This is a genomic window from Rhodococcus sp. SG20037 (assembly GCF_031763325.1).
In the GTDB taxonomy this organism is placed as follows: Bacteria; Actinomycetota; Actinomycetes; order Mycobacteriales; family Mycobacteriaceae; genus Rhodococcus_F; species Rhodococcus_F qingshengii.
In genome coordinates this window covers 1763836-1787042 of sequence record NZ_CP134497.1, presented here as the reverse complement: position 1 = coordinate 1787042, position 23207 = coordinate 1763836, and the positions used below count along the sequence as shown (strand labels likewise).

26 protein-coding genes are annotated in these 23207 nt (G+C 63.6%); 6 read left to right on the top strand and 20 right to left on the bottom strand.

The genetic code is table 11. The features are described from left to right. The first annotated feature begins 133 nt into the window (after positions 1-133). Complete coding sequence (locus RHP72_RS08415; protein WP_003942004.1) at positions 134-745, top strand: TetR/AcrR family transcriptional regulator; 612 nt, start codon at positions 134-136, stop codon at positions 743-745. A gap of 12 nt (positions 746-757) precedes the next feature. Here RHP72_RS08415 and RHP72_RS08410 read toward each other — a convergent pair whose 3' ends face one another. The 12 genes from RHP72_RS08410 to RHP72_RS08355 form a co-directional block, all read right to left on the bottom strand. Then, positions 758-1039 carry a metal-sensitive transcriptional regulator gene (locus RHP72_RS08410; RefSeq protein ID WP_003942012.1) on the bottom strand — a complete coding sequence of 94 codons (282 nt, stop codon included), beginning with the start codon at positions 1037-1039 and terminating at the stop codon, positions 758-760. 31 nt (positions 1040-1070) lie between these two features. Continuing rightward, positions 1071-1343: a hypothetical protein gene (locus RHP72_RS08405; protein ID WP_007735305.1), complete on the bottom strand. Its 273-nt coding sequence runs from the start codon at positions 1341-1343 to the stop codon at positions 1071-1073. Continuing rightward, positions 1336-1851: a hypothetical protein gene (locus RHP72_RS08400; RefSeq protein WP_003941872.1), complete on the bottom strand. Its 516-nt coding sequence runs from the start codon at positions 1849-1851 to the stop codon at positions 1336-1338. Before RHP72_RS08400 ends, RHP72_RS08405 begins: the two co-directional genes overlap by 8 nt. Continuing rightward, on the bottom strand, positions 1844-2281 hold the full coding sequence (locus tag RHP72_RS08395; protein WP_003942066.1) for a hypothetical protein: 438 nt from the start codon (positions 2279-2281) through the stop codon (positions 1844-1846). The genes RHP72_RS08400 and RHP72_RS08395 overlap by 8 nt, the downstream gene beginning before the upstream one ends. Before the next feature lie 15 nt (positions 2282-2296). Continuing rightward, a complete protein-coding gene (locus tag RHP72_RS08390) occupies positions 2297-2452 on the bottom strand; it encodes a hypothetical protein (protein WP_003941930.1) in 156 nt (51 codons plus the stop codon). 57 nt (positions 2453-2509) lie between these two features. Next, positions 2510-3172 (bottom strand): hypothetical protein, encoded by a 663-nt coding sequence (locus RHP72_RS08385; RefSeq protein ID WP_311094557.1) that lies wholly within the window; start codon positions 3170-3172, stop codon positions 2510-2512. Positions 3173-3221: 49 nt separating this feature from the next. Next, entirely contained in the window at positions 3222-4196 is a 975-nt protein-coding gene (gene hemB, locus RHP72_RS08380; RefSeq protein WP_007735309.1) for a porphobilinogen synthase, read from the bottom strand. Between the two features lie 75 nt (positions 4197-4271). Then, the gene (locus RHP72_RS08375; protein ID WP_003941969.1) at positions 4272-5834 is read right to left on the bottom strand and encodes a bifunctional uroporphyrinogen-III C-methyltransferase/uroporphyrinogen-III synthase; all 1563 of its coding nucleotides are present in this window, start codon (positions 5832-5834) and stop codon (positions 4272-4274) included. 60 nt (positions 5835-5894) lie between these two features. Beyond that, the gene (gene hemC / locus RHP72_RS08370; protein WP_019744374.1) at positions 5895-6869 is read right to left on the bottom strand and encodes a hydroxymethylbilane synthase; all 975 of its coding nucleotides are present in this window, start codon (positions 6867-6869) and stop codon (positions 5895-5897) included. Further along, the gene (locus RHP72_RS08365) at positions 6866-8227 is read right to left on the bottom strand and encodes a glutamyl-tRNA reductase (protein WP_003941867.1); all 1362 of its coding nucleotides are present in this window, start codon (positions 8225-8227) and stop codon (positions 6866-6868) included. The genes hemC and RHP72_RS08365 overlap by 4 nt, the downstream gene beginning before the upstream one ends. Then, positions 8224-9111: a redox-sensing transcriptional repressor Rex gene (locus tag RHP72_RS08360; protein ID WP_007735314.1), complete on the bottom strand. Its 888-nt coding sequence runs from the start codon at positions 9109-9111 to the stop codon at positions 8224-8226. The genes RHP72_RS08365 and RHP72_RS08360 overlap by 4 nt, the downstream gene beginning before the upstream one ends. Before the next feature lie 140 nt (positions 9112-9251). Further along, on the bottom strand, positions 9252-9512 hold the full coding sequence (locus RHP72_RS08355) for a glutaredoxin family protein (protein ID WP_003941953.1): 261 nt from the start codon (positions 9510-9512) through the stop codon (positions 9252-9254). A 200-nt stretch (positions 9513-9712) separates the two neighbouring features. Here RHP72_RS08355 and RHP72_RS08350 point away from each other — a divergent pair, with 200 nt between their 5' ends. Next, positions 9713-10708: an HAD family phosphatase gene (locus tag RHP72_RS08350; protein WP_003941873.1), complete on the top strand. Its 996-nt coding sequence runs from the start codon at positions 9713-9715 to the stop codon at positions 10706-10708. Positions 10709-10747: 39 nt separating this feature from the next. Here the strand turns inward: RHP72_RS08350 and RHP72_RS08345 are convergent, their stop codons facing one another. The 7 genes from RHP72_RS08345 to RHP72_RS08315 all read right to left on the bottom strand — a co-directional run bounded on the left by RHP72_RS08345 (position 10748) and on the right by RHP72_RS08315 (position 16172). After that, entirely contained in the window at positions 10748-11785 is a 1038-nt protein-coding gene (locus RHP72_RS08345) for a lysophospholipid acyltransferase family protein (RefSeq protein WP_042923247.1), read from the bottom strand. Continuing rightward, complete coding sequence (locus RHP72_RS08340; protein ID WP_007735316.1) at positions 11782-12915, bottom strand: NAD-dependent epimerase/dehydratase family protein; 1134 nt, start codon at positions 12913-12915, stop codon at positions 11782-11784. The genes RHP72_RS08345 and RHP72_RS08340 overlap by 4 nt, the downstream gene beginning before the upstream one ends. Positions 12916-13132: 217 nt before the next feature. Further along, a complete protein-coding gene (locus RHP72_RS08335) occupies positions 13133-13234 on the bottom strand; it encodes a 30S ribosomal protein bS22 (RefSeq protein WP_003402602.1) in 102 nt (33 codons plus the stop codon). A 244-nt stretch (positions 13235-13478) separates the two neighbouring features. Further along, entirely contained in the window at positions 13479-13715 is a 237-nt protein-coding gene (locus RHP72_RS08330) for a helix-turn-helix domain-containing protein (RefSeq protein WP_003941845.1), read from the bottom strand. A 126-nt stretch (positions 13716-13841) separates the two neighbouring features. Next, positions 13842-14657 (bottom strand): pyrroline-5-carboxylate reductase, encoded by an 816-nt coding sequence (proC, locus tag RHP72_RS08325; protein ID WP_003941923.1) that lies wholly within the window; start codon positions 14655-14657, stop codon positions 13842-13844. A 34-nt stretch (positions 14658-14691) separates the two neighbouring features. Continuing rightward, positions 14692-15537, bottom strand: coding sequence for a thioesterase family protein (locus tag RHP72_RS08320; protein WP_116057027.1), 846 nt, complete (start codon positions 15535-15537; stop codon positions 14692-14694). Next, on the bottom strand, positions 15534-16172 hold the full coding sequence (locus RHP72_RS08315; RefSeq protein ID WP_058038152.1) for a MerR family transcriptional regulator: 639 nt from the start codon (positions 16170-16172) through the stop codon (positions 15534-15536). The genes RHP72_RS08320 and RHP72_RS08315 overlap by 4 nt, the downstream gene beginning before the upstream one ends. Positions 16173-16322: 150 nt before the next feature. Between RHP72_RS08315 and RHP72_RS08310 the strand changes: the two genes are divergently transcribed. The 4 genes from RHP72_RS08310 to RHP72_RS08295 all read left to right on the top strand — a co-directional run bounded on the left by RHP72_RS08310 (position 16323) and on the right by RHP72_RS08295 (position 22338). Then, the gene (locus RHP72_RS08310) at positions 16323-16946 is read left to right on the top strand and encodes a TetR/AcrR family transcriptional regulator (protein WP_003942051.1); all 624 of its coding nucleotides are present in this window, start codon (positions 16323-16325) and stop codon (positions 16944-16946) included. A gap of 155 nt (positions 16947-17101) precedes the next feature. Beyond that, a complete protein-coding gene (locus RHP72_RS08305) occupies positions 17102-18568 on the top strand; it encodes a wax ester/triacylglycerol synthase domain-containing protein (protein ID WP_007735322.1) in 1467 nt (488 codons plus the stop codon). Between the two features lie 3 nt (positions 18569-18571). After that, the gene (locus tag RHP72_RS08300; protein ID WP_075832635.1) at positions 18572-20908 is read left to right on the top strand and encodes a glycerol-3-phosphate 1-O-acyltransferase; all 2337 of its coding nucleotides are present in this window, start codon (positions 18572-18574) and stop codon (positions 20906-20908) included. Next, on the top strand, positions 20905-22338 hold the full coding sequence (locus RHP72_RS08295) for an HAD-IB family hydrolase (protein WP_003941905.1): 1434 nt from the start codon (positions 20905-20907) through the stop codon (positions 22336-22338). Before RHP72_RS08300 ends, RHP72_RS08295 begins: the two co-directional genes overlap by 4 nt. Here RHP72_RS08295 and RHP72_RS08290 read toward each other — a convergent pair. Beyond that, entirely contained in the window at positions 22318-23202 is an 885-nt protein-coding gene (locus RHP72_RS08290; protein ID WP_042923251.1) for a sugar phosphate isomerase/epimerase, read from the bottom strand. The two genes, RHP72_RS08295 and RHP72_RS08290, sit on opposite strands and share 21 nt — an antisense overlap. Positions 23203-23207: the final 5 nt, after the last annotated feature.

The window sequence follows — 23207 nt, the reverse complement described above, 5'->3', positions numbered from 1 at the left end:
TGAACGATGTTCATTCTATTTCGAACAATGTTCATTCTATGATCTGAGTCACATCGAATTCTGGACGGCGCTCGACAACGAACAGTGTTCGATGTGAATTGAGGATGCCGACCACCGCGACTACGGTGATCAAATGAGCAGTACCAGCAGCAAGTCGATCTACGGCGACGCCGAAGTGCGTCGACGCCGAACTCTCGACGCGGCGATCTCGCTTCTGGACGAAGGAGGCTACTCCGCGCTCACGATCCGCGCTGTCGCCAAACGAGCCGGCACCAGCACTGGCCTGATCTACCAGTACTTCGTCGACAAGCAGGACATCTTCGCCGCCCTCCTCAGCGAAAGTCAGCTGGAAATGGCGGACTTCGTGAACTCGCTCCCCCGCGAGCAGGGACTGAGCGCCTTACTCGAGTCCATGATTTCCGAGTTTGCTCGGCACTGGGCACGGGTGGGTCGACTCACCACGACTTGGCGCGACATCGAAGGCATGGCCGGGTCCGACCGAGAAAGCATGCGGGAACTTCACGCATCCGTAGCGGTCTACAACTCGGCATTGATTCGAGCGCTCACCGAATCTGCTGCAGCCGAAGGGAGCCGGTTGATCGACGACCCCGCGTTGATCCATCTCGTGCTCTCCGGACTCAAAGGCCTGTCGGACACCATCGTCATCAACATCGCCAAAGAAGTCACACCCGAGTACTTCGTGAGCTTCTCCGCCCGGGCGCTCGCGCGGTCCATCACGGAGTGACGGACCGACACCTTACGAACGAACGAGGCGAGCGATGGCCGCCTGAGCTTCCTTGATCTTGACGTCCGCTTCCGGACCACCCTGCTTGGCAGCTTCGACGACGCAACCCGCAAGGTGGGCGTCGAGAAGCTTCAGGGACACGGACTGCAACGCGCTCGTCGCGGCGGATACCTGGGTGAGCACGTCGATGCAGTACCGGTCGTCTGCGACCATGCGTGAAATTCCGGCTACCTGACCTTCGATACGACGAAGGCGCTTGAGCAGATCGTCCTGCTCGGGGCTGTAACTACTCATACCGCAACTATACCCCCTACCCGTATGAGGGCTACTGCGATGCGACGAAGCCCACCCGGACGCGGCGCACGACATCGATGGCCATCAGCCCCGCAACCAGAATCGACAACCCGGCGCCCGAGATCCAGAGACCGTCGTAGTGCGTGCTCTCGAACGGTGGAGCGCCCTCCAGTATCGGTCCGAAGTCGGACGTCGTCGTACCCGCTCGCCAGCACACGACCGCCAGAATCGTTGCGGCGACGATACCGAGTACACCGATCCACGTCTTCACGTCGACACGCGGGGATGGCTGTGGCTCAGTCATCGGCAGACCCGTCCGGTTCGACACCAACCACAACGACCTGACTCAACGCCTCGCGCAGTGCCTGATCGTCCTTTGCCCACGCCCGCACCAATCCCCCGGTGGTCAAACGTAAGCCGATACCGTGCCGACGCCTGGGCACTCCGGACAGCTCACCGAGCGCGCGTGCCGTTTCCCACGGTTCCATTTCGTCCTCGTAGGCAGCGTCGTCGGACTCCGGGAACACCTCGGCGATCTCGGTGATCGGCACCTCTTCGGTTCCCTGACGCAACGTGGTCGCGGTCAGAAGTACGCTCGCGTGCCGCCGTGCTGCGATCACCTGCACGTAGACCAATCCGGTGAGGATCACGGCGAACATCGCCAGACCGAACCAATGCACCACCGGGCCGGTGAACAGTTCGATGACCAAGGCGATCAGGCAGAAGATCGGACCGAACGCGATGGCCCACCACCGAGAACCCGGTTCGTAGTACAGAACGTCCGGGCCGATTTCCGGCGCGCGATCAGCCACGGGCAAACCAACTTCGGGTGGTGTCGCGGTAGATCGCGACGCAGGCACAGATCAGCATGACGGGAACAACCAGCGCGAGCACGGTACTGATCCCGGCGACGACCAGCGCGATCTGCAGCACCGCGAACACTCCGGACACGATCACCAGGATCCGTCGGCACAACGCCCTTCCGGCGCGAGTGGGACCGGCGAGGCCGCCGATCGCGAGGCCGGTCAACAGCAGAACCAGCCCTGACACCCGCACGAAGGTGACGTAGATGTCGATGTTTCCGGCCGAAACGCCTTGATCGGTGAACTGCTCACGCAACGAATACGAAGCGCTGGTGACATTGATCAGGCCGAAGAGTATGAGCAGGAACGCGCTGGCGATCCACAGCCAGAATGCTGCCTCGACAGCCGTCGGGCGCCTGACCTTCGTAGAGATACTCACGGGTTCAAGTGTGCGCTATCCGCTGACGATGCCCGGAATCATGAGCATCAGGAGTGTCACCAGAACAGAGGCTCCGAGGATCGCGAACAAGATCACTTCGGTGCGTGAACCACGTTGGCGCAGTGGCGCGTCGTGGGTGCTTTCCGTACGCAGGGCTTCCTGAGAACTCATCGCGTCCGACCTCTCCCCTACTACTTCAGTGACCCGTTTCACAGTACCGCGAGCTACCTACCGGTTCCCCGCCGGGGGGAAACGAAGAAAGTACGGATTGGACTCTTTTCGGTGCATCATCACGATCGCCCCGACAGCAGCAACTGCCTGCAGGATTTCCGCTCCGCCGAACAGCAGAGTGGCCGCGCCGCCGTCTCCGCCGAGCCCGAAGATCACCGGGATCGCGGAGACCAGCATGAAGACGCCACAGAACGTCAGCAACATTCGAGCCCAGTTCTTGCCGCGACTCATCGCGCGCACGAACAGAAGGAACACGGCGGTGACGATCACGACCAAAACCGCAGAGAATACGATGACCAGTGGGAACATGCCCTCCACGTCGGAACGCGTCAGACCGGCGTCGACAGCTGCCTGATTTCTGAGCATCTCGTCGACGAACATCGACTTCTGCCCGAGCAGCATCCAGATCATCGCGCCGCCCTGGACCAACCCCAGCGCCGTCACAGCCCAACACAACTGAATCGCAGTCACGACGTCCGTCGGCGGCTCGGGTTTCGGCGCAGGTCCCGGGTATCCGTTGTAACCGGGGCCGTATCCCGGGATCTGACCCGTCGGCATCGGTCCGAGTTCGCGGTACGGCTGAATCTCGAACGGCTGGTTCTCGTAGGGAGGTTCCCGGCGGGGCGGTTCCTGGCGCGACGGCGGCCACTGCTCGGTCATGACACCAGCGTATCGGTCGATACCGGCGCAGCCACCATGCGTGACTCCGTCACAGCCATCCGGCAACTTCCGACGCCCAGTACGTGAGGACCACGTCGGCACCGGCGCGGCGAATGCTGATGAGCGATTCGAGAATCGCCGCGTCCCGATCGATCCACCCGTTCTGCGCGGCCGCGGTGATCATCGAGTACTCCCCCGAGATCTGGTACGCAGCGACCGGAACCGGGGACCGGTCGGCGGTCTCACGCAGAATGTCCAGGTAGGACATTGCAGGCTTGACCATCACCATGTCGGCGCCCTCGGCGACGTCGAGGTCTACCTCGCGCATCGACTCGCGGCGATTGGCGCCGTCCTGCTGATACGTACGACGGTCGCCTTGCAGTGAGGATCCGACGGCTTCACGGAACGGCCCGTAGAACGCTGACGCATATTTCGCGGCATAGGCGAGCTGACCGACATCGACATACCCCGAAGCATCGAGTGCACCGCGGATCGCAGCCACCTGACCGTCCATCATGCCGCTGGGACCGAGCAGGTGCGCACCCGATTCAGCTTGTGCGAGAGCCATTTCGACGTATCGGATCAAGGTCGCGTCGTTGTCGACAGCGCCGCCGGCAGTCAACACGCCGCAATGGCCGTGATCGGTGAACTCGTCGAGGCAGGTATCGGCCATGATGACCGTCGAATCGCCGAGTTCGTCTGCCAGAGCGCGCAATCCGACGTTGAGGATTCCGTCGGGATCGGAGGCACCGGACCCCTGGGGATCCTTGTCCTCCGCCTTCGGGACACCGAACAGCATCAGGCCACCGACGCCGGCTTCCACCGCTTCCACCGCTGCGGACCGCAGCGAATCGAGAGTGTGCTGGAAAACGCCTGGCATGGAACTGATCTCACGCGGTGCGTCGATGCCGTCGGCGACGAACATCGGCAAAACGAGGTGCCGGGGTTCGAGCGAGGTCTCTGCCACGAGTCGCCGGAGCGCAGGAGTGCGCCGGAGCCGGCGAGGGCGATGAGTGGGAAACACGAGAAGTAGCCCTCCTTCGTCGGAACCTGTGAGTGGTTGAGGAGTCCACAGACTCCTCAACCGCTCACGGGTGCGCTAGCGCCTTCGAGACTTCTTGCGCGGGGGCGGCAAAGCACCTTCGGCGCGCAGACGAGCAGCATGCTCGGCGAGAGCCTCCACCAGCGGTCCCACCTGCGAGGTCTCGGGCTGCACGTCGACGCGCAGACCGAACTCGATAGCGGTTTCGGCCGTCTTCGGGCCGATGCACGCGACCAACGTGCGGGCGTGCGGCTTGCCGGCGATGCCGACGAGGTTGCGCACGGTCGAGGACGAGGTGAAGCAGACGGCGTCGAATCCACCGGTCTTGATCATCTCGCGGGTCTCGGCCGGCGGCGGCGCTGCCCGGACGGTGCGGTAGGCGGTGACGTCGTCGATCTCCCAACCGCGTTCGCGCAGGCCCTCTGCGAGGGTTTCGGTCGCAATGTCCGCCCGCGGCAACAGAACCCGGTTGACCGGATCGAAAACGTCGTCGTACGGGGCGAATTCGGCCAACAGGCCTTCGCTGGACTGCTCACCGGTCGGGATCAGCTCGGGGTTGATGCCGAACGAGCGCACCTTGGCTGCGGTTGCTTCACCGATGCAGGCGATCTTCACACCGGAGAAGGCGCGAGCGTCGAGGCCGAACTCTTCGAACTTCTCCCACACTGCGCGAACAGCATTGGTGGAAGTGAAGACGACCCACTGGTAGCGACCGTCGACGAGTCCCTTGACCGAACGCTCCATCTGAGCCGGGCTGCGAGGCGGCTCGACGGCGATGGTCGGAACCTCGATCGGGATCGCTCCGTGAGTGACCAGACGGTCGCTCATCTCGCCGGCCTGATCCTTGGTGCGCGGCACGAGGACGGTCCAGCCGTACAGAGCGCGCGATTCCCACCACGACATCTTGTTGCGCTGCGCGACAACCTTGCCGACGGTGACGATGAGCGAGCCCACCAGTTCGGATCCGGCTTCGTTGAGCGTCGCGAGAGTTGCCTCGACGGTTCGCTGCTGACGAGTGGTACCGCGGACGGTGATCGCAGCAGGCGTCTGCGGGGCCAAGCCGTTCTCGACCAGCGCGCTGGCGGTCTCGGCGAGATGTCCGGACGTCGCGTGCAGGACAAGCGGTCCCGGTGCAGCGGCCAGAGCAGCCCAGTCGACTTCACCGCGAACGTCGGCCTCGGTGTGACCCGAGCCGAGCGCCATGCCGGCGTAGCTCGGCACAGCCGAACCGGAAGGCAGACCCGGGAGAACCTCGAACTGAACCTGCGTGCGGGCGACTGCGGTGACCTCTGCGATCACGGAATCCGTGGTCAGCGGGTCGCCGGAGACCAAACGCACGACGTCGTGACCGTTCTTGGCCTCGTGCACCAATGTCTTTGCAACCTCGGCAGGCTCGCCGAGTGCCGGACGCACGTCCGCGATCAGCTCGCCGGTCTCCTCGTCGCGGCCCATGTCGATCCCGACGAGTGCGACGACGCCCTTGTCGACATCCGGATCGGTGAATGCCATTGCGGCGCCGGTGAGGACGTCACGTGCGCGAACGGTGAGCAGGGCGGGGTCGCCCGGTCCCGATCCCACGAACAGGATCCGTCCGGGAGTGTTCTTTCGGACTCGGGTCATCGGTGATTCTCCAGTGCGCTGTATCGAAATGGGAACTTGGTGCAAGTGCAAAGTGGGGCGTCAAACATCGGCTGCCTCGCCTGTAGTCACGTTCATCAACTCGCGGGCGCCGAGTTCGAGTAACTCGCGCGCTACCGCTCGGCCGAGTTCCTCGGCCTTGTCCGGCGCACCCACGGCGCCGGTACGGATGACGTCCGAACCGTCGATGGCGGCTGCGCAGCCGCGTACCGACAGTTCGTCGAAGATTCTGCCGTCGTCGTCGAGGGATTCGACGATCTCCGCGATCGCTCCCACCGGAGCGGTGCAGCCGGCTTCCAACTCGGCGAGCAGGGCGCGCTCGGCCGTAACTGCCGCCCGGGTACCCGCGTCGTCGTGCTCGGCGAGGATCGCCGCCAATTCCGCATTGGCAGAAAGGCATTCGACGGCCAGAGCACCCTGCGCCGGAGCGGGGAGCATCTGCACGGGCTCGATGTTCTCGGTGATGAGATCGAGCAGACCGATACGAGACAGGCCGGCGCGAGCGAGGATCACGGCGTCGAGTTCACCGGATTCGACTTTGCCGAGACGGCGCTGCAGGTTGCCCCGCAACGGCACGATGTCGAGGCCGAGACCGAGTGCCTTCAGCTGCGAAACACGGCGCGGCGCGGAGGTTCCCACCTTGGAACCGGCCGGAAGCTCCCCGAGGACCAGACCGTCACGGGCGACCAGCGCGTCACGCGGATCTTCGCGTGGCGGAATCGCCGCGATGACGAAACGCGGGTCCTGCGCGGTCGGTAAGTCCTTGTAGGAATGCACCGCAACGTCGACGCGGTTGTCCAGCAAGGCTTCTCGAAGCTCTGCCGTGAACACTCCGACGCCGATCTTCTGGACGGGATCGGTGGACTGGTCGCCCTTGGTCTTGATGATGACCAACTCGGCGGGATGTCCGGCCGCAATGAGGGCATCGCGCACGGTACCGGCTTGCGTGGTCGCGAGAAGACTTCCGCGAGTGCCGATCCGCAGCGGGCTCCCCGATCGAGGGGTGGTGACGCTCATGCCTGCAGGTCCCTTCCAGTGCGGTCGCCGTCCACCAGATCGGTGGGTGTGGCCACGGCCGCGGGAGATCCGGGGCTGAGTTCGAAGAGTTCGCGCAGCGCTGCTGCGTAGGAGTCGCCGCCGGGGGCCGACGCCAGTTGCTTGACGCGCACGGTCGGGGCGTGGAGCAGCTTGTCCACGACGCGTCGCACGGTGCGTGCAACCTCGTCGCGCTGCGGATCGTCCAGGCCGGGCAGACGCGAATCGAGTCGCATCAGTTCGGCTTCGACGACGTCGGCGGCGCGCTGACGCAAAGCCGTCACGGTCGGAGTGACCTCGGCGAGGCGCTGTCCGGCAAGGTAGGTCGCAAGCTCGCCGGCGACGATGGTGCGTGCGGCATCTGCGTCGGAGGCGGCTGCGCCCGCCGCTGGATCACGCTGCAGCGTCTCCATGTCGAGAACGGTCACACCCGGCAGGCCGGCGACGGCGGGATCGATGTCGCGCGGCAGCCCGAGGTCGCAGATGACGAGGTGCTTGGTGTTGTCGCGATCGGGCTCGGCGAGTGCGCGGTGCACATCCGCCAGGGTGACCACTGCCCCGACCGCGCCGGTACAGGTGACCATGACATCTGCCTGCGCCATCGCGGCCGAAAGCTGATCGAAGGCAACACCGTCGGCGTCGACGCCGTTGGAGCGTGCCGTCTCTGCCAGGTGCTCGGCGCGTTCCTGTGTCCGGTTGACGACGACGATGCGTGCGATTCCGGCGCGGGTGAGATGCGCAACCGACAGACCGCCCATCGAGCCTGCACCGACAACCACGGCAGTGCGGCCGACCAGGCCGCCCTCACCGATGATGCCCGCTGCACGATCGAGAGCCACGGACACGACTGATGCTCCGGCGGAGTCGATTCCGGTTTCGGAATGCACTCGCTTGCCGACGCGCAGTGCCTGCTGAGCCAGTTCGTGGACGACGCGTCCGGCGGCCTGCTGCGCATCCGAAGATGCGTAGGCCGAACGGATCTGGCCGAGGATCTGCTGTTCGCCGATCACCATGGAATCGAGGCCGCTGGCCACCGCGAAGAGGTGCTCGACGGCTGCTTCGCTGTAGCGGACGTACGCGTGAGCGTGCAGCGCTGTCAGGTCGAGACCCGAATGGTCGGCCAGGATTTCACCGACCTCGGTGAGTGCACCGTGGAACGCGTCCACCACCGCGTAGACCTCCACCCGGTTACAGGTGGAGACGATCATCGCTTCGGAGATGTGCGAAGACGCCAGAAGCTTGTCGATCAGCTTCGGACGATCGGTGTCGGTGACAGCTACTCGCTCGAGCACCGGGACGGGCGCGGTTCGATGCGAGACCCCGACAAGCAGAACACTCACGGCGCGATCACTGATCCGTTTCTTGTCGAACCTGCTCCGACCGGAGCGGGTGAACTGGTGGATGGGACTGACGAAGCGGATGCGGCGTGAGCCACTCGTACTCGCGGCGCGCTGGATGCCTGATCGGCATTGCGCGCACTGTTGAAGGAGAGAACCTGCATCTCGACGGCTAGATCTACACGTCGCAGTTCCACGTGATCGGGAACGTCGAGGGCGATCGGCGAAAAACTCATGATGCAGCGCAGCCCGGCGCTGACGAACTGGTCGCACACGCCCTGAGCTGCCTCGTCCGGTGTGGAGATGACGCCGATGGTCGCATTCAGTTCACGGCAGGCGACGGTCAGTTCCTCGGTGCTGCGCACGACGAGATCCCCGACTCTGCTTCCGATTCGATCTGCGTCACTGTCGAAGAGTCCGACCATCTCGAAACCGCGGCGGCTGAATCCGCCGTAGCCGACCAGTGCCTTGCCGAGGTTTCCGACTCCGACGAGAACGACCTTGTGCCCACGATCGAGTCCGAGTGCACGCTCGATGCGGATGCGGAGCCTGTTGACGTCGTACCCGACGCCGCGGACGCCGTTGGGTCCGAGGAACGACAGATCCTTACGCAACTTCGCTGATCCGACACCTGACGCCTGCGCGAGTTCCTCGCTCGAGACGATGGAGGTACCCCGGTCGGACATCACTCCGAGGACCCGCAGGTATGCGGCCAAGCGCGTCACCGTAGCCTGGGGGATGACGCGATCCTGAGCGATCGGGTCGGTAACCGAGGCGCTGGAAGCGTCGGTGACGGAAGAGCCCGCAGCGCCGGTGACGCGCTGAGCCACAGGCTCATGCGTCTGGTGCGGTTCGGTCACGTCGCTGGCTCCTCGTCCGGTCGACACGACTGTCGACCTCCACGATGCTCCGGGGGAATGTTCACACCACGGTAACCGCTTGTGAACCCATGCACAAAGTTGCTCGAGACGGGTTCGATGTGCCGTTCACCTGCAAAGCGGCTCCGCGGACAACTTTGAGGGTTGCCTTACTTGCGTAAATCGTCACGAAGGCGCTCCTCGTCGACTTCCCAGTAACCGTGCTCGCGTCCGTCGAGAAGAATGACGGGCAATCTGTCTCCGTACTCCGCTCTCAGCTCTGGATCCGTCGCGGCAGCTTCGTCCACGTCGATGCACGTCAATTCCAGCTCGAACTCGGAACAGACCCGTCGCAGGACCTCCGCCGCGCCGACGCAGGACGCGCATCCTGCGCGTGTCAACAGGGTCACTTCATGCGTAGCTGCAGTCATCGACGCATACCTTTCTTCTACGGGGACGCCATCTACTTGATCGGTCGAGTGTGCCTCCGGAGCCCCACTCGGTGCCAAATCGGCGGAGAGGAACGTCACACACCACAGGGAAGGTCACCATCCAACCCATCGGGCCTCATCGCGGAGGATAGGCTGACTCGAAGAGTTCTCTGCTCGAGAATGCAACACGGGAGGTGCGGGTGCCTGCGCGATCACTACCGAACGGCTCCGGATTCGGATCAGGGCTTGCCGGGGTCATTCTCCCCGGACGTCGCCATGTGAAGAATCCGCTGGGCCCGAGTGAGTCGGAAGTTCGAGCCAATCTCGCCGGCGAGGCGAGCGCTGACGCAGCTCTGGCATTGCACGAAGCTGCCAACCCCACAGAACCGGAAACCGGCGAAGAGCCCCCGGCCGTTCCGCGCGACCTCACGGCCGCCGCATTCTTCGACGTCGACAACACCATGGTGCAGGGTGCGTCGATCATCCACTTCGCCCGTGGTCTCGCTGCACGAAAGTATCTCAAGACCTCGGATCTGGTGGATTTCGCGTGGAAGCAGATCAAGTTCCGAGTCACCGGCCGAGAAAGTAGCGACGACGTCGCCGAAGGCCGCGAGAAAGCACTGTCCTTCGTGGCCGGTCGATCCACCGCCGAACTCGCCCGCCTCGGCGAGGAGATCTACGACGAGGTCATCGCCGACAAGATCTGGCCAGGCACGAGGGCGTTGGCCCAGATGCACCTCGACGCCGGACAACAGGTGTGGTTGGTGACGGCAACTCCGGTCGAACTGGCTCAGGTCATCGCCGAGAAACTGGGATTGACCGGCGCCTTGGGCACTGTCGCCGAGAGTGAGGACGGCGTCTTCACCGGCCGACTCGTCGGCGACATCCTGCACGGCATGGGCAAGGCGCACGCCGTACGGACGTTGGCGGTGCGTGAAGGACTCAATCTCAAGCGCTGTTCCGCCTACTCCGACAGCCACAACGACGTTCCGATGCTCTCGTTGGTGGGGACACCGGTGGCGATCAATCCCGACGCAGATCTTCGTGAACTCGCGAAGAACCGCGGGTGGGAAGTTCGCGATTTCCGCACCGGACGAAAGGCCGCCAAGATCGGCGTACCGACGGCGCTGGTGCTCGGAGCGGTCGGCGGGGCGCTCGCGGCAATTCTCGCCAGGCGCAAAGAACAGAACGTCTGAGCGGGTTCGGTCCGGATCGAGCAGCGATCCGGACCGAACTCAGCCGAGAAAGACGTTGCGACGCTTGGCCAACAGTCGATACAGCGTCTGCTGAATGGTTTCCCGGACGTGGTCCGTGACCTCGAACAGGACCATCGGATCGTCGGCGGCACCGCTCTCGAAGGTGTCGGTGACGATGGGCTTTCCGAACTCGATGTACCACTTCGACGGCAACGGAACCAGGCCGAGCGGCCCGAAGTGTGGAAACAGCGGTGTCACCGGGAAATACGGAAGACCGAGAACGCGTGCGAGTGTGGTGAGATCACCGATTTTGGGATAGATCTCCTCCGAACCCACGATCGAGCACGGAATGATCGGAACACCGGTTCGCATTGCGGCCGACACGAAGCCACCGCGCCCGAACCGCTGCAACTTGTACCGCTCACTGAACGGTTTCCCGATGCCCTTGAATCCTTCCGGGAACACGGCCGCGACTTCACCGTCGTTGAGCAGACGCTCGGCGTCGGGGTTGCAGGCCAACGTATGACCGGCTTTGCGCGCCAGTCCACCCACCACTGGCATCTCGAATGCCATGTCCGCAGCCAACATTCGCAGTGGACGATGCGCTGGATGGTGATCGTGCACGGCAACCGACGTCATCAGTCCGTCGATCGGGATCACACCGGCGTGGTTGGCGACCACAAGCGCTCCCCCGGTGAGGGGAATGTTCTCGATCCCACTGACCTCGACGCGAAACCACTTCTCGAACAACGGGCGCAACATCGGCATGACGACGTTGTCCGCGAAATGCGGGTCGAATCCGAACTCGTCGACCTCGTAGTCGCCCGACACCCGACGTCGGAAGAATTCTGCTGCCGAGGCGATCTGGTCGACGATCGCCGACCTGGCCGAATCGACGAACGTGCTCTCACCGCCGTGGTCGGCCGCCGAGGACACTCCGGACGGATGCCGACGTTCACTTTGTTCACGGATGTCACGCTCCGCACCGGTGACGGACTCACGCGAACGGGAAGTTGCCGACTTTCCGGTGTGAGTTGCGCTGGGCCGCAGGGGAATTACCTTCGCCACGTCAGTCACCCCTTCACCGCACTTCGTCCCGACAGCGGCATGTGCATCACGTCTGCACTTGTTGCCGCCGCGGCGGTGTCACCGCCGAGGATGGTGGTCAACGCATTCTCCGCCCGATCGATCCACTCGGACTTGATGATCCGGCGCGTCTGCATCGCACGCATGAAATCGTCGAGTGCTTGCATGGTGGTCCATCGCGGCTCGAACCCCAGCTCGCTGCGCATGCGAGTGGTGTCGAGTCCGCAGCCGAACCGGAAGTACTCGAGTTGCTCGTCGGTGTACAGCCTCATGGACGACCCCACCAACGCGCTCCCGACGCTGCGGAACAGAGCGAGCGGCATGGGAACTTCCACCCTGCCTGCCCGGCGGATCGCCTGCGACATCATGACCACTCCGTCGCCGGCGATGTTGTACGTACCCGAAGCGTGTCCGATGGTCGCCTTCTCCAGCGCCGCGAGGGCATCCTCGACGTGGAGCAATTGCAGGCGCGCGTTGCGCCCGACGATGGTGGGCACGAGTGGGGCGGTGACGTAGTGCCCGACGGTTGCAGTCAGCTGAGGTCCGATCAACGGCGCCAACCGCAGAATCCCGACCGAGATGTCCGGGCGCCGACGCCCCATTCCGCGGAGGTATCCCTCGATCTCGAGGCTGTCGCGGGCATATCCGCCCGGCGGCCGGCGGCGCGCACTCATTTCTTCGGTGAACTGAGCGGGATCCTTGGCACTGCACCCGTAGACGACCGAAGCCGAGCGCAGGATCACCTTGCGAACCGTCGGCGCTTTCTGGCAGACCGCGAACAGTTGCATGGCGCCGATGACGTTCATGTCCTTCATCGCGGCGCGGCTGCCGGCTTTGGGGGCTTTCTGAAGCGTCGACGCGTGCACGACGGTGTCGACCTCGGCGTTTCGGATCACTTTGCCGATCAGCGGATTGCGGATGTCTGCTCGCACGAATTCCGCGCGGCCCATTCTGCGCATCATGTCCTTGCTCGGACTGACGGCGTCGACGGCGATGACACGCTCGATCGACGGATTCTGCGCAAGCCTGGTCACCAGGTAGCCGCCGAGAAATCTGCTCGCCCCGGTCACCAGTACGACGCGAGGCGTCGTGCCCCCTGAAGTGTTGTCACCTTCAACCACCAAGTACCCCCATATCCAGTAGAAACGCGCTCTGCCGAAGCGTCCCTCCCGCGATTTTCCCCCACTTTACGGGCAGAGGGGGTCCCGCGCTGACTACCCAAATTTCGGCCATTCAAGACAAACCGCCCAGCCAATGAGACGTGGCACACATCGCTTCCCCCCGAATATGCTGATGCCCGCCACCCCGGAAGGGGTGGCGGGCATCAACAGGTACTGCTTATTTACCGAGTTTCCTGCGCTGTACTCGGGTACGACGAAGCAGCTTGCGGTGCTTCTTCTTCGACATGCGCTTGCGACGCTTCTTGATCACTGAACCCATAGCGGGTGTCCCTCACGTTCTTCTCTAGCGTTCCTGCGCACGCCGGTCACGTACGCCTGCGCCAAGCAATTGGCGCCTGGCCCTCGTTTTAACTAGCTCAGCGCCTTACGACACCAGCTTGCTGGTACGACAGTGACTCATCGTACCGGTGTGGAGTCACTCGGCATAAACCGAGCCTCCGGCACAGCAACCGCTGTGCCCGCGACTCGGCTCACGCCGAGGTCATCCTCTTCGAACCGGCTGGTCAGCCGGCATCGAAGTACGAGGTTTCGAGGTAATCGTGTACTGCCTTCGCATGTACACGGAACGAACGGCCCACTCGTACAGCAGGCAATTCGCCACTGTGTACCAACCGGTACACAGTCATTTTCGACACCCTCATCAAAGTTGCTACCTCAGCAACAGTGAGGAATTGCGTGCCGGCCACTGCCGGCTTTCCGTCGTGGGACGAACCCATGGACGGCTTGTTTGCAGACACCATTAATCCACATACCTCCAGCACGACTCGCGCCGCCGGCTTCCCCTCCGGCGGAACAGACACGTACGTACTAAGTCGAGCTTAGCTGTACTGGTGGGGTTAAAGCGACGGGTGTGGCTAAACGGACGACTAATCCGCAGCTGCACCCATCGCGGCCGAGCGCGACTTGGCGGCATCCAAGGCATCGAAGAACGCCGTCCGCAGGCCGCCCGCTTCGAGCTGACGCAGTGCCGCAGCCGTCGTTCCGCCCGGTGACGTCACCGCGGCGCGAAGATCCGTCGCGCTGTCGCCGGTGCGATCGAGCATCGCTGCGGAACCGACCATCGTCTGCACCACCAATTCGGTAGCGACCGGGCGCGTCAGGCCGAGACCGACTCCCGCGTCGATCATCGCTTCGGCGACCAGAAAGAAGTAGGCCGGGCCGGAACCGGAGACAGCCGTGACCGCGTCGATCTGCGATTCGGGAACCGTGACCACCTTGCCGACGCTGCCGAGGATGCCGCGTACGAGCTCGAGATGCTCGGCCTTGACGTGCCGTCCGGGCGAGAGCACGCTCACGCCCTCCCCGACCAACATGGGGGTGTTCGGCATGACGCGGATGACCGGGAACCCTGCGGGCAGACGCGTTTCGAAGAATCCCGTGGGGATTCCCGCCGCAAGGGAAACGATCAATTGTTCGAGGTCGCCGTCCAGATCGACCTTCGTCAACGCCGTGAGCGCTGACTCGACGTCGTTCGGCTTCACCGCGATGACGATGACGTCCGCACCCTCGGCGGCATCGGCGACCGTGCTGACGCGGATGGAGTATTCGGCGATCAATTCGTCTGCGCGAGGCTGATATTGCTCGGCGACGACCAGATCCTTGATGGCGTGGCCGGCCTGCAACAGCCCGGAGATCAGCGCCTCGCCGATCTTGCCGCCACCGATAATCGCAATTCTTGTCATGGCGAACAGCCTGCCACGACCGCAGCGATCGACCCTAGCGGGGCATCATCGCCAATTGACGACTCTGGACGACGACTGCGCCCGTCGAATCGAGAACAGCATGATCCTCTTCGAACCACGTGCTGCCCAGAACATCCGAGCTCGCCCGCACGCGAAGCCATCCCGGCGTCGGCAGTCGGCGCAGGTACGTCGTCAACTGCACGGTCGGCGCCCACCCGAACAGGCCGCGGTTCATCGTCACCGGCGCGCTGATGTCACCCGCCATGATCGCGAACAGCACAGCGGTGTCGAGGTCGTTTTCGTCCTCGGGTCGAGGACGGACCCACATCCTGACCTCGGCCTCGCCTTGGCTGCCGGTCAGGAAGTGCGCCGAGGTGGTGTCGATTCGCATGTCGCAACCCTGACCGACATGCACGACCTGCGCCATCGGGTGATCGCCGATGACTGCCACCGCACTCTCCGGCGGTTCCGGTGACATGTCGTCGATCGACGAGGCCGTGACGAAGGTGGGGTCGCCGTCATCGGGGAATCCGAGCGTGACCGCCGCGCGAACAGCGCTGCGGCCCGCCTGGCTCAACTCGACGTCGAACAACGCGACCTGGCGTCCCTGCTTTCGGACGATCACCTCCAGTTCGACTTCACCCGGATCTGGGGCCGACAGATAGTTGGCGCTCACCGCGAGTGGCTGCATCTTCAGAAGCGAGTCGTTCTCACCTGCGCCGTCGCGCAGACATTGACGCGCTGCAGCGGCGCACACAGCCATCATGGAGCCGCCGTGCACTTTCGGCCCGATGGTCCAGATCGAATCGATCGTTGCGGTGTATCGCCCGTCGCCGAGCGAGGTGAGGCGATTGAGATCTTGAAAGGGACTGGTGCTCATCGATTTTCCTGTTCGGTGCTTTCTCGGTGTTGCGGGAAATGTCGTGCGGCCAAGTCTTGGTGCGCCAGGCGTCGCAAAGCTGTCAGGACGGGTTCGTACATGGCGGTTCCGAGGACCGCATAGCGAATGCCGTCCTCGGTCGAACTGGTAGGCATCAGCTCGATTTCCACTTCGGCAATCCCTCGGATGTGGTCGCCGTAGGCGCGCAGGCGCTCGTCCGAGAGACTCAGTCCTGCATCCTCGAGGCCGATCAGTGCCCGCTCGAGGTGCGCGACCGCCACGTACCTCGGCTCGAAGACCTGACCGAGAAACTCCAGAACCTTGCGAGCTCTGGGGAACTCTGGATCCGGTTCAGGTTCGACGTACGGGGGTAGTTGCGCGATTGCGCGGCCGAAAGTCTCGAATTCGGATCGCTCGTCACTGTCCACCAGTTCGAGCACCGCGCGAATCCGTGGAATCGCGAGTCCCGCCCCGGCCAGGGCCCTGATCAACGCGAGTCGCCGGACGTGCTGTTCGCCGTACCTCGCTCCCGTTGCGCTGGTCGGCTCACCAGGCATCAGCAGACCTTCACGGAGGTAGTACTTGATAGTGGCCAGTGCAACGCCGGACTGTGCGGCCAGTTCGGAAACCTTCACCGCTCCTCCGTCCAACTCGCTCGACCCTTTACTGGATAGTGATGCTATCCAATGGTGGCCGAGCATCGGTAAGGAGGACACGCCTTGCGCTAGGGTTGAACCTTCTTTGCGCACATCACCAGAAATTTCCGAACGGAGCGAACAGGCGGAATGACGGATTTGCAGTCGGAGGCTCAGCCCGACGAACAGTGGCGCATCGTGGAACCACTGACGCTGACTCCCCTGCTCACCGCCGCACTCGAGGTGTTCCACGAACTCGGTTACCACGGAGCGTCGGTTCGTGACATCGCAAAACGTGCCGGTGTCACCGTGCCGACGCTGTATTACCACCACGGCAACAAACAGGGCATCCTCGTCGCGCTGATGGAACCGGGCATCGAGAACGTCACCGCACGCGCGAGCGCTGCGGTCGACGCTGCCGGACCGTCGCCGACGGCACAGTTCGGCAATCTCGTCGAGGCGTGTGTTCTGCACATGACCAGTCGCTCCGACATAGCCTTCCTCGATTCCGAACTGCGATACCTCGAGGACGCGGAACGAAAGAGCTACGCCGCCAAGCGAAAGAAGCTCGAGAACCTACTCGTCGACGTACTGACGGCAGGCGTCGAGAGCGGTGAGTTCACGGTCCCGGACATCACCGGAACGGGCCGTGCACTACTGGGAATGTGTCAGTCCGTCGTCCTCTGGTATCGACTCGACGGACCGCAGACTCCGCGCGAAGTCAGTGTTCTCTACCGCGAGATAGCCCTGAAAGCCGTCGGCGTCACTTCTTGAGCACTGAACTTCCCGGCATGTCCGATTAGCCCTTAACTGACGAACGTCACACCTGTCGGCTGACACCGAAACCGGGACGCGCCCACGGTCGCGGGTCCACACTTAGAAGCAGAGATGCGCGGGGTGGATCCGCAGACCGAGGGAGTTCTTGACGTATGGCCAACAGCAATCCATTTGTTCCTCCTAGCGCGGTCGACGTCGACCTTTCCGCGGTCGCCTGGGGGGCGAACCGCACGATGTCCGACTTCGAGACTGGAATGTGGCGGATGGAAGAGGCGCAGCCGCAACTGCGCTCACCGATCGTTGCGGTAGAGGTACTCGATCGTGCCCCGGACTGGGATCGACTTCTCGACGCAGTCGAGTGGGCATCGCACGTGGTTCCGCGTATTCGTATGCGAGCAGTGGAACCGGCAATGCAGCTGGGCAACCCGGTGTGGTCCGTCGATCCCGAGTTCGACATCGGCTACCACCTACGACGCGTCCGCTTACCTGCACCGGCGGACTTCGATCACGCACTGCGCATGTGTCGTCACCTTGCGACGGAACCTTTCGACAAGGCTCGACCGCCGTGGAGCGCGCTGCTCATCGAAGGTCTCGACGACGGTCGCGCCGTGTTCGTGGTCAAGACTCACCACTCCATCACCGACGGCATGGGCGGCATCCAGATGATGACGCTCCTGCACAGCAGACGCCCGGACCCCACTCCGAACAAGCCCGACCGCACACCGCCTGCTCCTGAGCATCTGTCGTCGGTGGGCGCCTTCGGCGAGGAGGTGGTCAGCGAGATCCGGCGTGCGCCCTCGCGTATCGCCAAGCTGGTCCGTGGTGCCACCAATGTTGCGACCACGGCGATCTCGAGTCCGATCACGACAGCTTCCGAGGTCCTCGGTTACGCCAATTCACTCCGCAAGATCGTCACTCCCCCAGCTCGTTCCGGTTCCCCTCTGCTCCACGATCGTGGTCTCGGACGATGGTTCGGAACTCTCGAAGTGGGTGTTCCCGAGCTCAAGGCCGGAGCAAAAGCTGCCGGCGGGTCACTCAACGACGCGTACGTCGCCGCTTTGCTCGGCGGCTTCCGTCGCTACCACGAAGCCTTCGGACAGTCCGTCGACAGCATTCCGATGGGTATGCCGATCAGCATGCGTACGGGCGCAGACGCCAACGGCGGCAACAGGTTTGCAGCCGTTCGCTTCAACGGCCCGGTCTCCGAAACCGATCCGGCCAAACGCATCAGGCAGGTGCGAGAGATCGTACTGGGTCTGCGGGAGGAGCCCGCGTTGGACGCTCTCGACGTCGCCGCCCCGATCCTCGCCCGCCTGCCGAATTATCTACTCGCGAACTGGTATCTGTCACAGTCGACGGGTCTGGACCTGCAGGCCAGCAACGTCGCCGGCGTACCGGTACCGGTCTATCTCGCCGGAGCGAAGATCGAGCGGATGTTCCCGTTCGGCCCGGCGCCCGGTTGCGCGGCAATGGCGACACTGGTCTCCCACGTCGGGGTGTGCTGTATCGGAATCAATCTCGACACCGCTGCGATCACAAAACCCGCGCTGCTGATGCAGTGCTTGCAGGAGAGCCTGGACGAGATCGTCGCTCTCGGAGTCACAACGGAAGGTGCGTGAGTCATGAGCGAGAACACGACCAACCCGCGCGTGTACCTCACCGAAACCATGACAGAGGCCGAAGCCGGCGTGCTGCGAAAGTGGCTTGCCGACAAGGCAAGCTCATCCGAAACTCGGCCGGTCACCGTCAACATCACCGACAAGACCCTGGCAGAACTGGCGGCACGGACCGACGACCCGATGCTCGCACCGCTTCGCGTGGTGTGGATTCCGGACACCCATACCAAGCACAACGTCGCGGTGCGACTACGTGATGCGCTGGCACCACGCGATCCTCTCCACCCCGGACGCGGTGCACAACGCAGAACCCTGCGCACCGACCCCTCTCGGTGCCAGGTCATCGAAGGTGAACCCGCACCACTGAGCGATCTCGAGCGTCGCCTCGAAAAGAGCGGTGGCGGTTCGCTACCGGAGTTCATCCGACGGCAGGCCGCTCTGGCACTCGAACGCGCCGAATTGGGCCTACTGGGTGGCCAGTACAAGGTGTCACGGTTCGTCGTCGACGAGATCACCGACACCCGCCGATTCGCCACCGAGGTCATGGCTTTGGCCGACCGGTTGAACATCGCCGTCGCCGAAGTCGATCGCCGCGCACGTGAAGCTCTCGAAGAAATGGTTGCCACCCAGAGTCGCCAAGCCATCGCGGTGTGGGATCGCCTGGGCCGCTACTTCGCTCGCGCCTACAAGCTGGACGTGGACACGAGCCGCTTCGAGGAACTCCGTGAGCTGAACAAGGAACACTCACTGGTCTTCCTCCCCAGTCACCGTTCGTACCTCGATCCCCTCGTCCTGCGTCCGGCGTTGATCGCGAACGGCTTGCCGCTCAATCACGTCATGGGCGGCCTCAACATCAGTTTCTGGCCCATGGGCTCGATCCTCAAGCGCAGCGGCACCGTCTTCATTCGTCGAAGCATCGGCAACGACGAGGTCTACAAGTGGTCGATGCACGAGTACATGCGCTATCTGCTGACCAAGCGCTTCAATCTGGAGTGGTACATCGAAGGTGGACGCGGACGTACCGGGAAACTACGCCCGCCGCGCTTCGGTCTCCTGACCTACCTGACCAAGGCATTTCAGGTCAGCGGAGCGTCCGACGTGTACCTCGTCCCGGTTGCGCTGAGCTACGACCAACTCTACGAGGTCGGGGCCATGGCTGCCGAGGCGCTCGGCGCCGAGAAGACACCGGAAGGCCTGCGCTGGATGGTGGGTTACGTACGCGCCCAGGGAAAACGCAACGGTGTCGCGCACGTGACCATCGGCCGGCCGCTCTCACTCGCGGACGCACTCAGCCAGGAAACCGATCAGCGCCTCGCCATTCAGAAGGCCGGCATCGAGGTGTGTCACCGCATCAACGAGGTCACCCCGGTGACCGTGTCTTCACTGGCGATGTTGGCGTTCCTCGGAATCGAAGACCGGGCGTTGACAGTTCGTGAACTCACCGCGATTCTCACGCCGCTGTTCGGCTACATCACCGCGCGAAATCTTCCGATCGCCGGCGACGTCGAACTGTCCGATCCGCGTGTCATCGAGAAGGCATTGCAGACACACGTCGATTCCGGGGTGCTCGAGCGCTTCGATCGGGGCGGCGAGCAGGTCTTCTACCTCGGCAAGGACCAGCATCTTGTCGCTGCCTTCTACCGCAACAACACGATTCACTTTCTTGTCGTGCGTGCCATCACCGAACTCGTACTTCAGGCAGCCGTCGAAGAGCGGTTCGAGGACCCCATCGGGGACGGGTGGGCAGAGGCCAAGCGCATCCGAGATTTGTTGAAATTCGAGTTCTTCTTCAGTGACCGGGACACGTTCGAGCAGGAGATGCGGACCGAGCTGACGCTGATCGACCCCGAGTGGGAAACCGTCATGGCCGACGACAAACGAACCGAGCACATGATCGAGACGGTTCGCCCGTACCTCGCGCACCGCGTGCTCCAACCGTTCCTCGAGGCGTACCAGGTTGTCGCCGATCAGCTTGTGCTCGCGCCGATTTCGACATCGTTCGACGAAAAGTCGTTCATCAGCAACTGCATCGACGTCGCACATCAGCGTCGACTGCGGCAGCAGATCGCCAGCAACGAATCCGTCTCCGGCGAATTATTCTCCACCGCACTGAATTTGGCGCGCAACCGTAACTTGATCGAAGTCGACGACGACGGAGTCCGGGCCAGGCGCCTGGCATTCGCTGCCGAGATCAAGGTTCAGGTCGAGCGCCTGCGTCACCTTCGCGCACTCGCGCATGCACGACTCGATCAGGTGGCGATGCCGGTACCGGACGCCGCCGCGGTAGTGACCATTCCAGAAGCAAACCGAGCGCCCGCCGCGAACGAGGAAGTAGGACTGTGACCGGACTCGAGCGTCTGCACTCCGCCATCGAAGCCGCCCCGCCCGGGCCCGGAACGATCGCCGCCTTCGACCTCGACGGCACCTTGATCAGCGGGTACTCGGCCAGCGTTGTGTACCGAGACCGCCTGCGACGCTTGGATATCAGCGTCGGCGAACTCTTGCGCACCACCGGCGCCGCGATCGACACCCAATTCCGCGGTGCTGACGTCGGAGCACTCATGGACATCGGCGTTCGAGCCTTGGGCGGCCGTACCGTCGAGGAACTGAACGACTGGGGCCGACGGCTGTTCAAGCAGGAAATCGCCGCGATGATCTACCCGGAAGCCCGCGGGCTACTGGCGGCACACCGGCGAGCCGGCCACACGATCGTGATGGCTACGTCGGCGACTCCGTTCCAGGCCAAGTACGTCGCCGAAGATCTCGACATCGAAGACGTGCTGTGCACCGAACCCGAAGTCGTCGACGGCATGCTCACCGGCGAACTGTCTTCGCCCGCACTGTGGGGGCCGGCCAAGGCCAATGCCCTTGCAGGCTATGCCGAGAAGATGGGCGCCGATCTGAAGAACGCGTTTGCGTACTCCAACGGTGTCGAAGACGTCTTCATGCTCGAGGCCGTCGGGCGACCTGTCGCGTTGAATCCCGATCGTGGTCTGGCCAAGATCGCGTTGCGCAATCACTGGCCTTCGGTCAGCCTGCGTAAACCGCAACGAGGCGCAACACCGATCTCCACGATCCGAACGGCGACGGCCATGGGCGCGCTTGCTGCCACCGCCGCCCTCGGTGCGTCGGCAGGCATTGTCACCGGGAACCGTCAACTGGGTGCGAACCTGGTCGGCACGTACGGCCCCGACATCTCGCTCTCACTGCTGGGCATCGACGTCGAGATCGACGGCGAGCACAACGTGTGGGATCACCGCCCGGCGGTGTTCATGTTCAACCATCAGAGTTCCCTGGACATGTTGGTCCTGGGCACCGTGATCAAGCGTGACGTGACCGGCGTCGCGAAGAAGGAAGCGGCAAGCGATCCGCGGTTCATGCCCGTCGGTGCACTGCTCGACGTCGCCTACATCGACCGCACCGACACCACGAAGGCGAAGGCTGCACTGCAACCGGCAGTCGACAAGCTGAAGAATGGTGTCTCGATAGTCATAGCTCCGGAGGGCACCCGTTCTCCGACGCCACGTCTGGGCCCTTTCAAGAAGGGTGGATTCCACTTGGCGATCCAAGCCGGTGTGCCGATCGTGCCCGTGGTGATTCACAACGCGGGTGAACGGATGTGGCGCAATTCGCTTGTCGCCCATCCAGGCCCGGTCTATGTCTCGGTGCTCGATCCCATCTCGACCGAAGGCTGGGAGACCAAAGACCTCGACGCACACGTCGAGAAGGTGCGCGCGCAGTTCGAAGCTGCGCTACTTGCCGGCCACCGCTGAGCGTGCCAGGTGCTCGCGTGCAAACGCGAGCGCCTGCGCCAGCATCGACGACCGCTCCCGCCGGGTGCGCGCGTTCTGCGTGTTGATCTCGATGACTGCCTGGCCGCTGAATTCGCTCGCAGCCAATTGCTGACACAACTCCGCGCACGGCTGTGAGCCATGCCCCGGAATCAGGTGCTCGTCCATCGACGCCCCGCGACCGTCGGCCAGGTGCAGGTGCTCGAGCCCCTTGCCCATACGGGAGGCCAACTCCAGGGCATCCATGCCCGCCGTCGCGGTGTGCGACAGGTCGAGTGTGTAGTGAGCATGATCGGAATCGGTCGGGTCGTACGACGGACTGAACGCGGACAACGCTGCCCCTGGACCGCCACGTTTACGCAGACGCTCCGCGGACTTGTCCTTGCCGCCGAAGAAGCTGTCGGCGCGCATGGGGAACATGTTCTCCACCGCCACAACGACGCTGCTCTTCGATTCGAGTTCGACAACCTGTTCCGCGAAGCCTTCGGCGTACTTGCGCTGCCACCGGAACGGCGGGTGGACGACCACCGTCGTCGCTCCCAAGGTTTCGGCGGTGCGCACCGAACGCTCGAGCTTCTCGACCGGATCGGAACCCCACACGCGCTGCGAAATCAGCAGACACGGCGCATGCACGGCCTGCACCGGAATCGCATACTTGCGAACGAGGGCAGCGACAGCACCGATGTCCTGACTCACGGATTCGGCCCACACCATCAGTTCGACGCCGTCGTATCCGAGATCAGCGGCGTAGCGAAATGCCGCTTCCGTGTTCTCCGGATACACCGAAGCCGTCGACAGGCCGACGGCTATCGGCCGACGAACCATGCGCTGCGATCCCCCGATCATCGTCC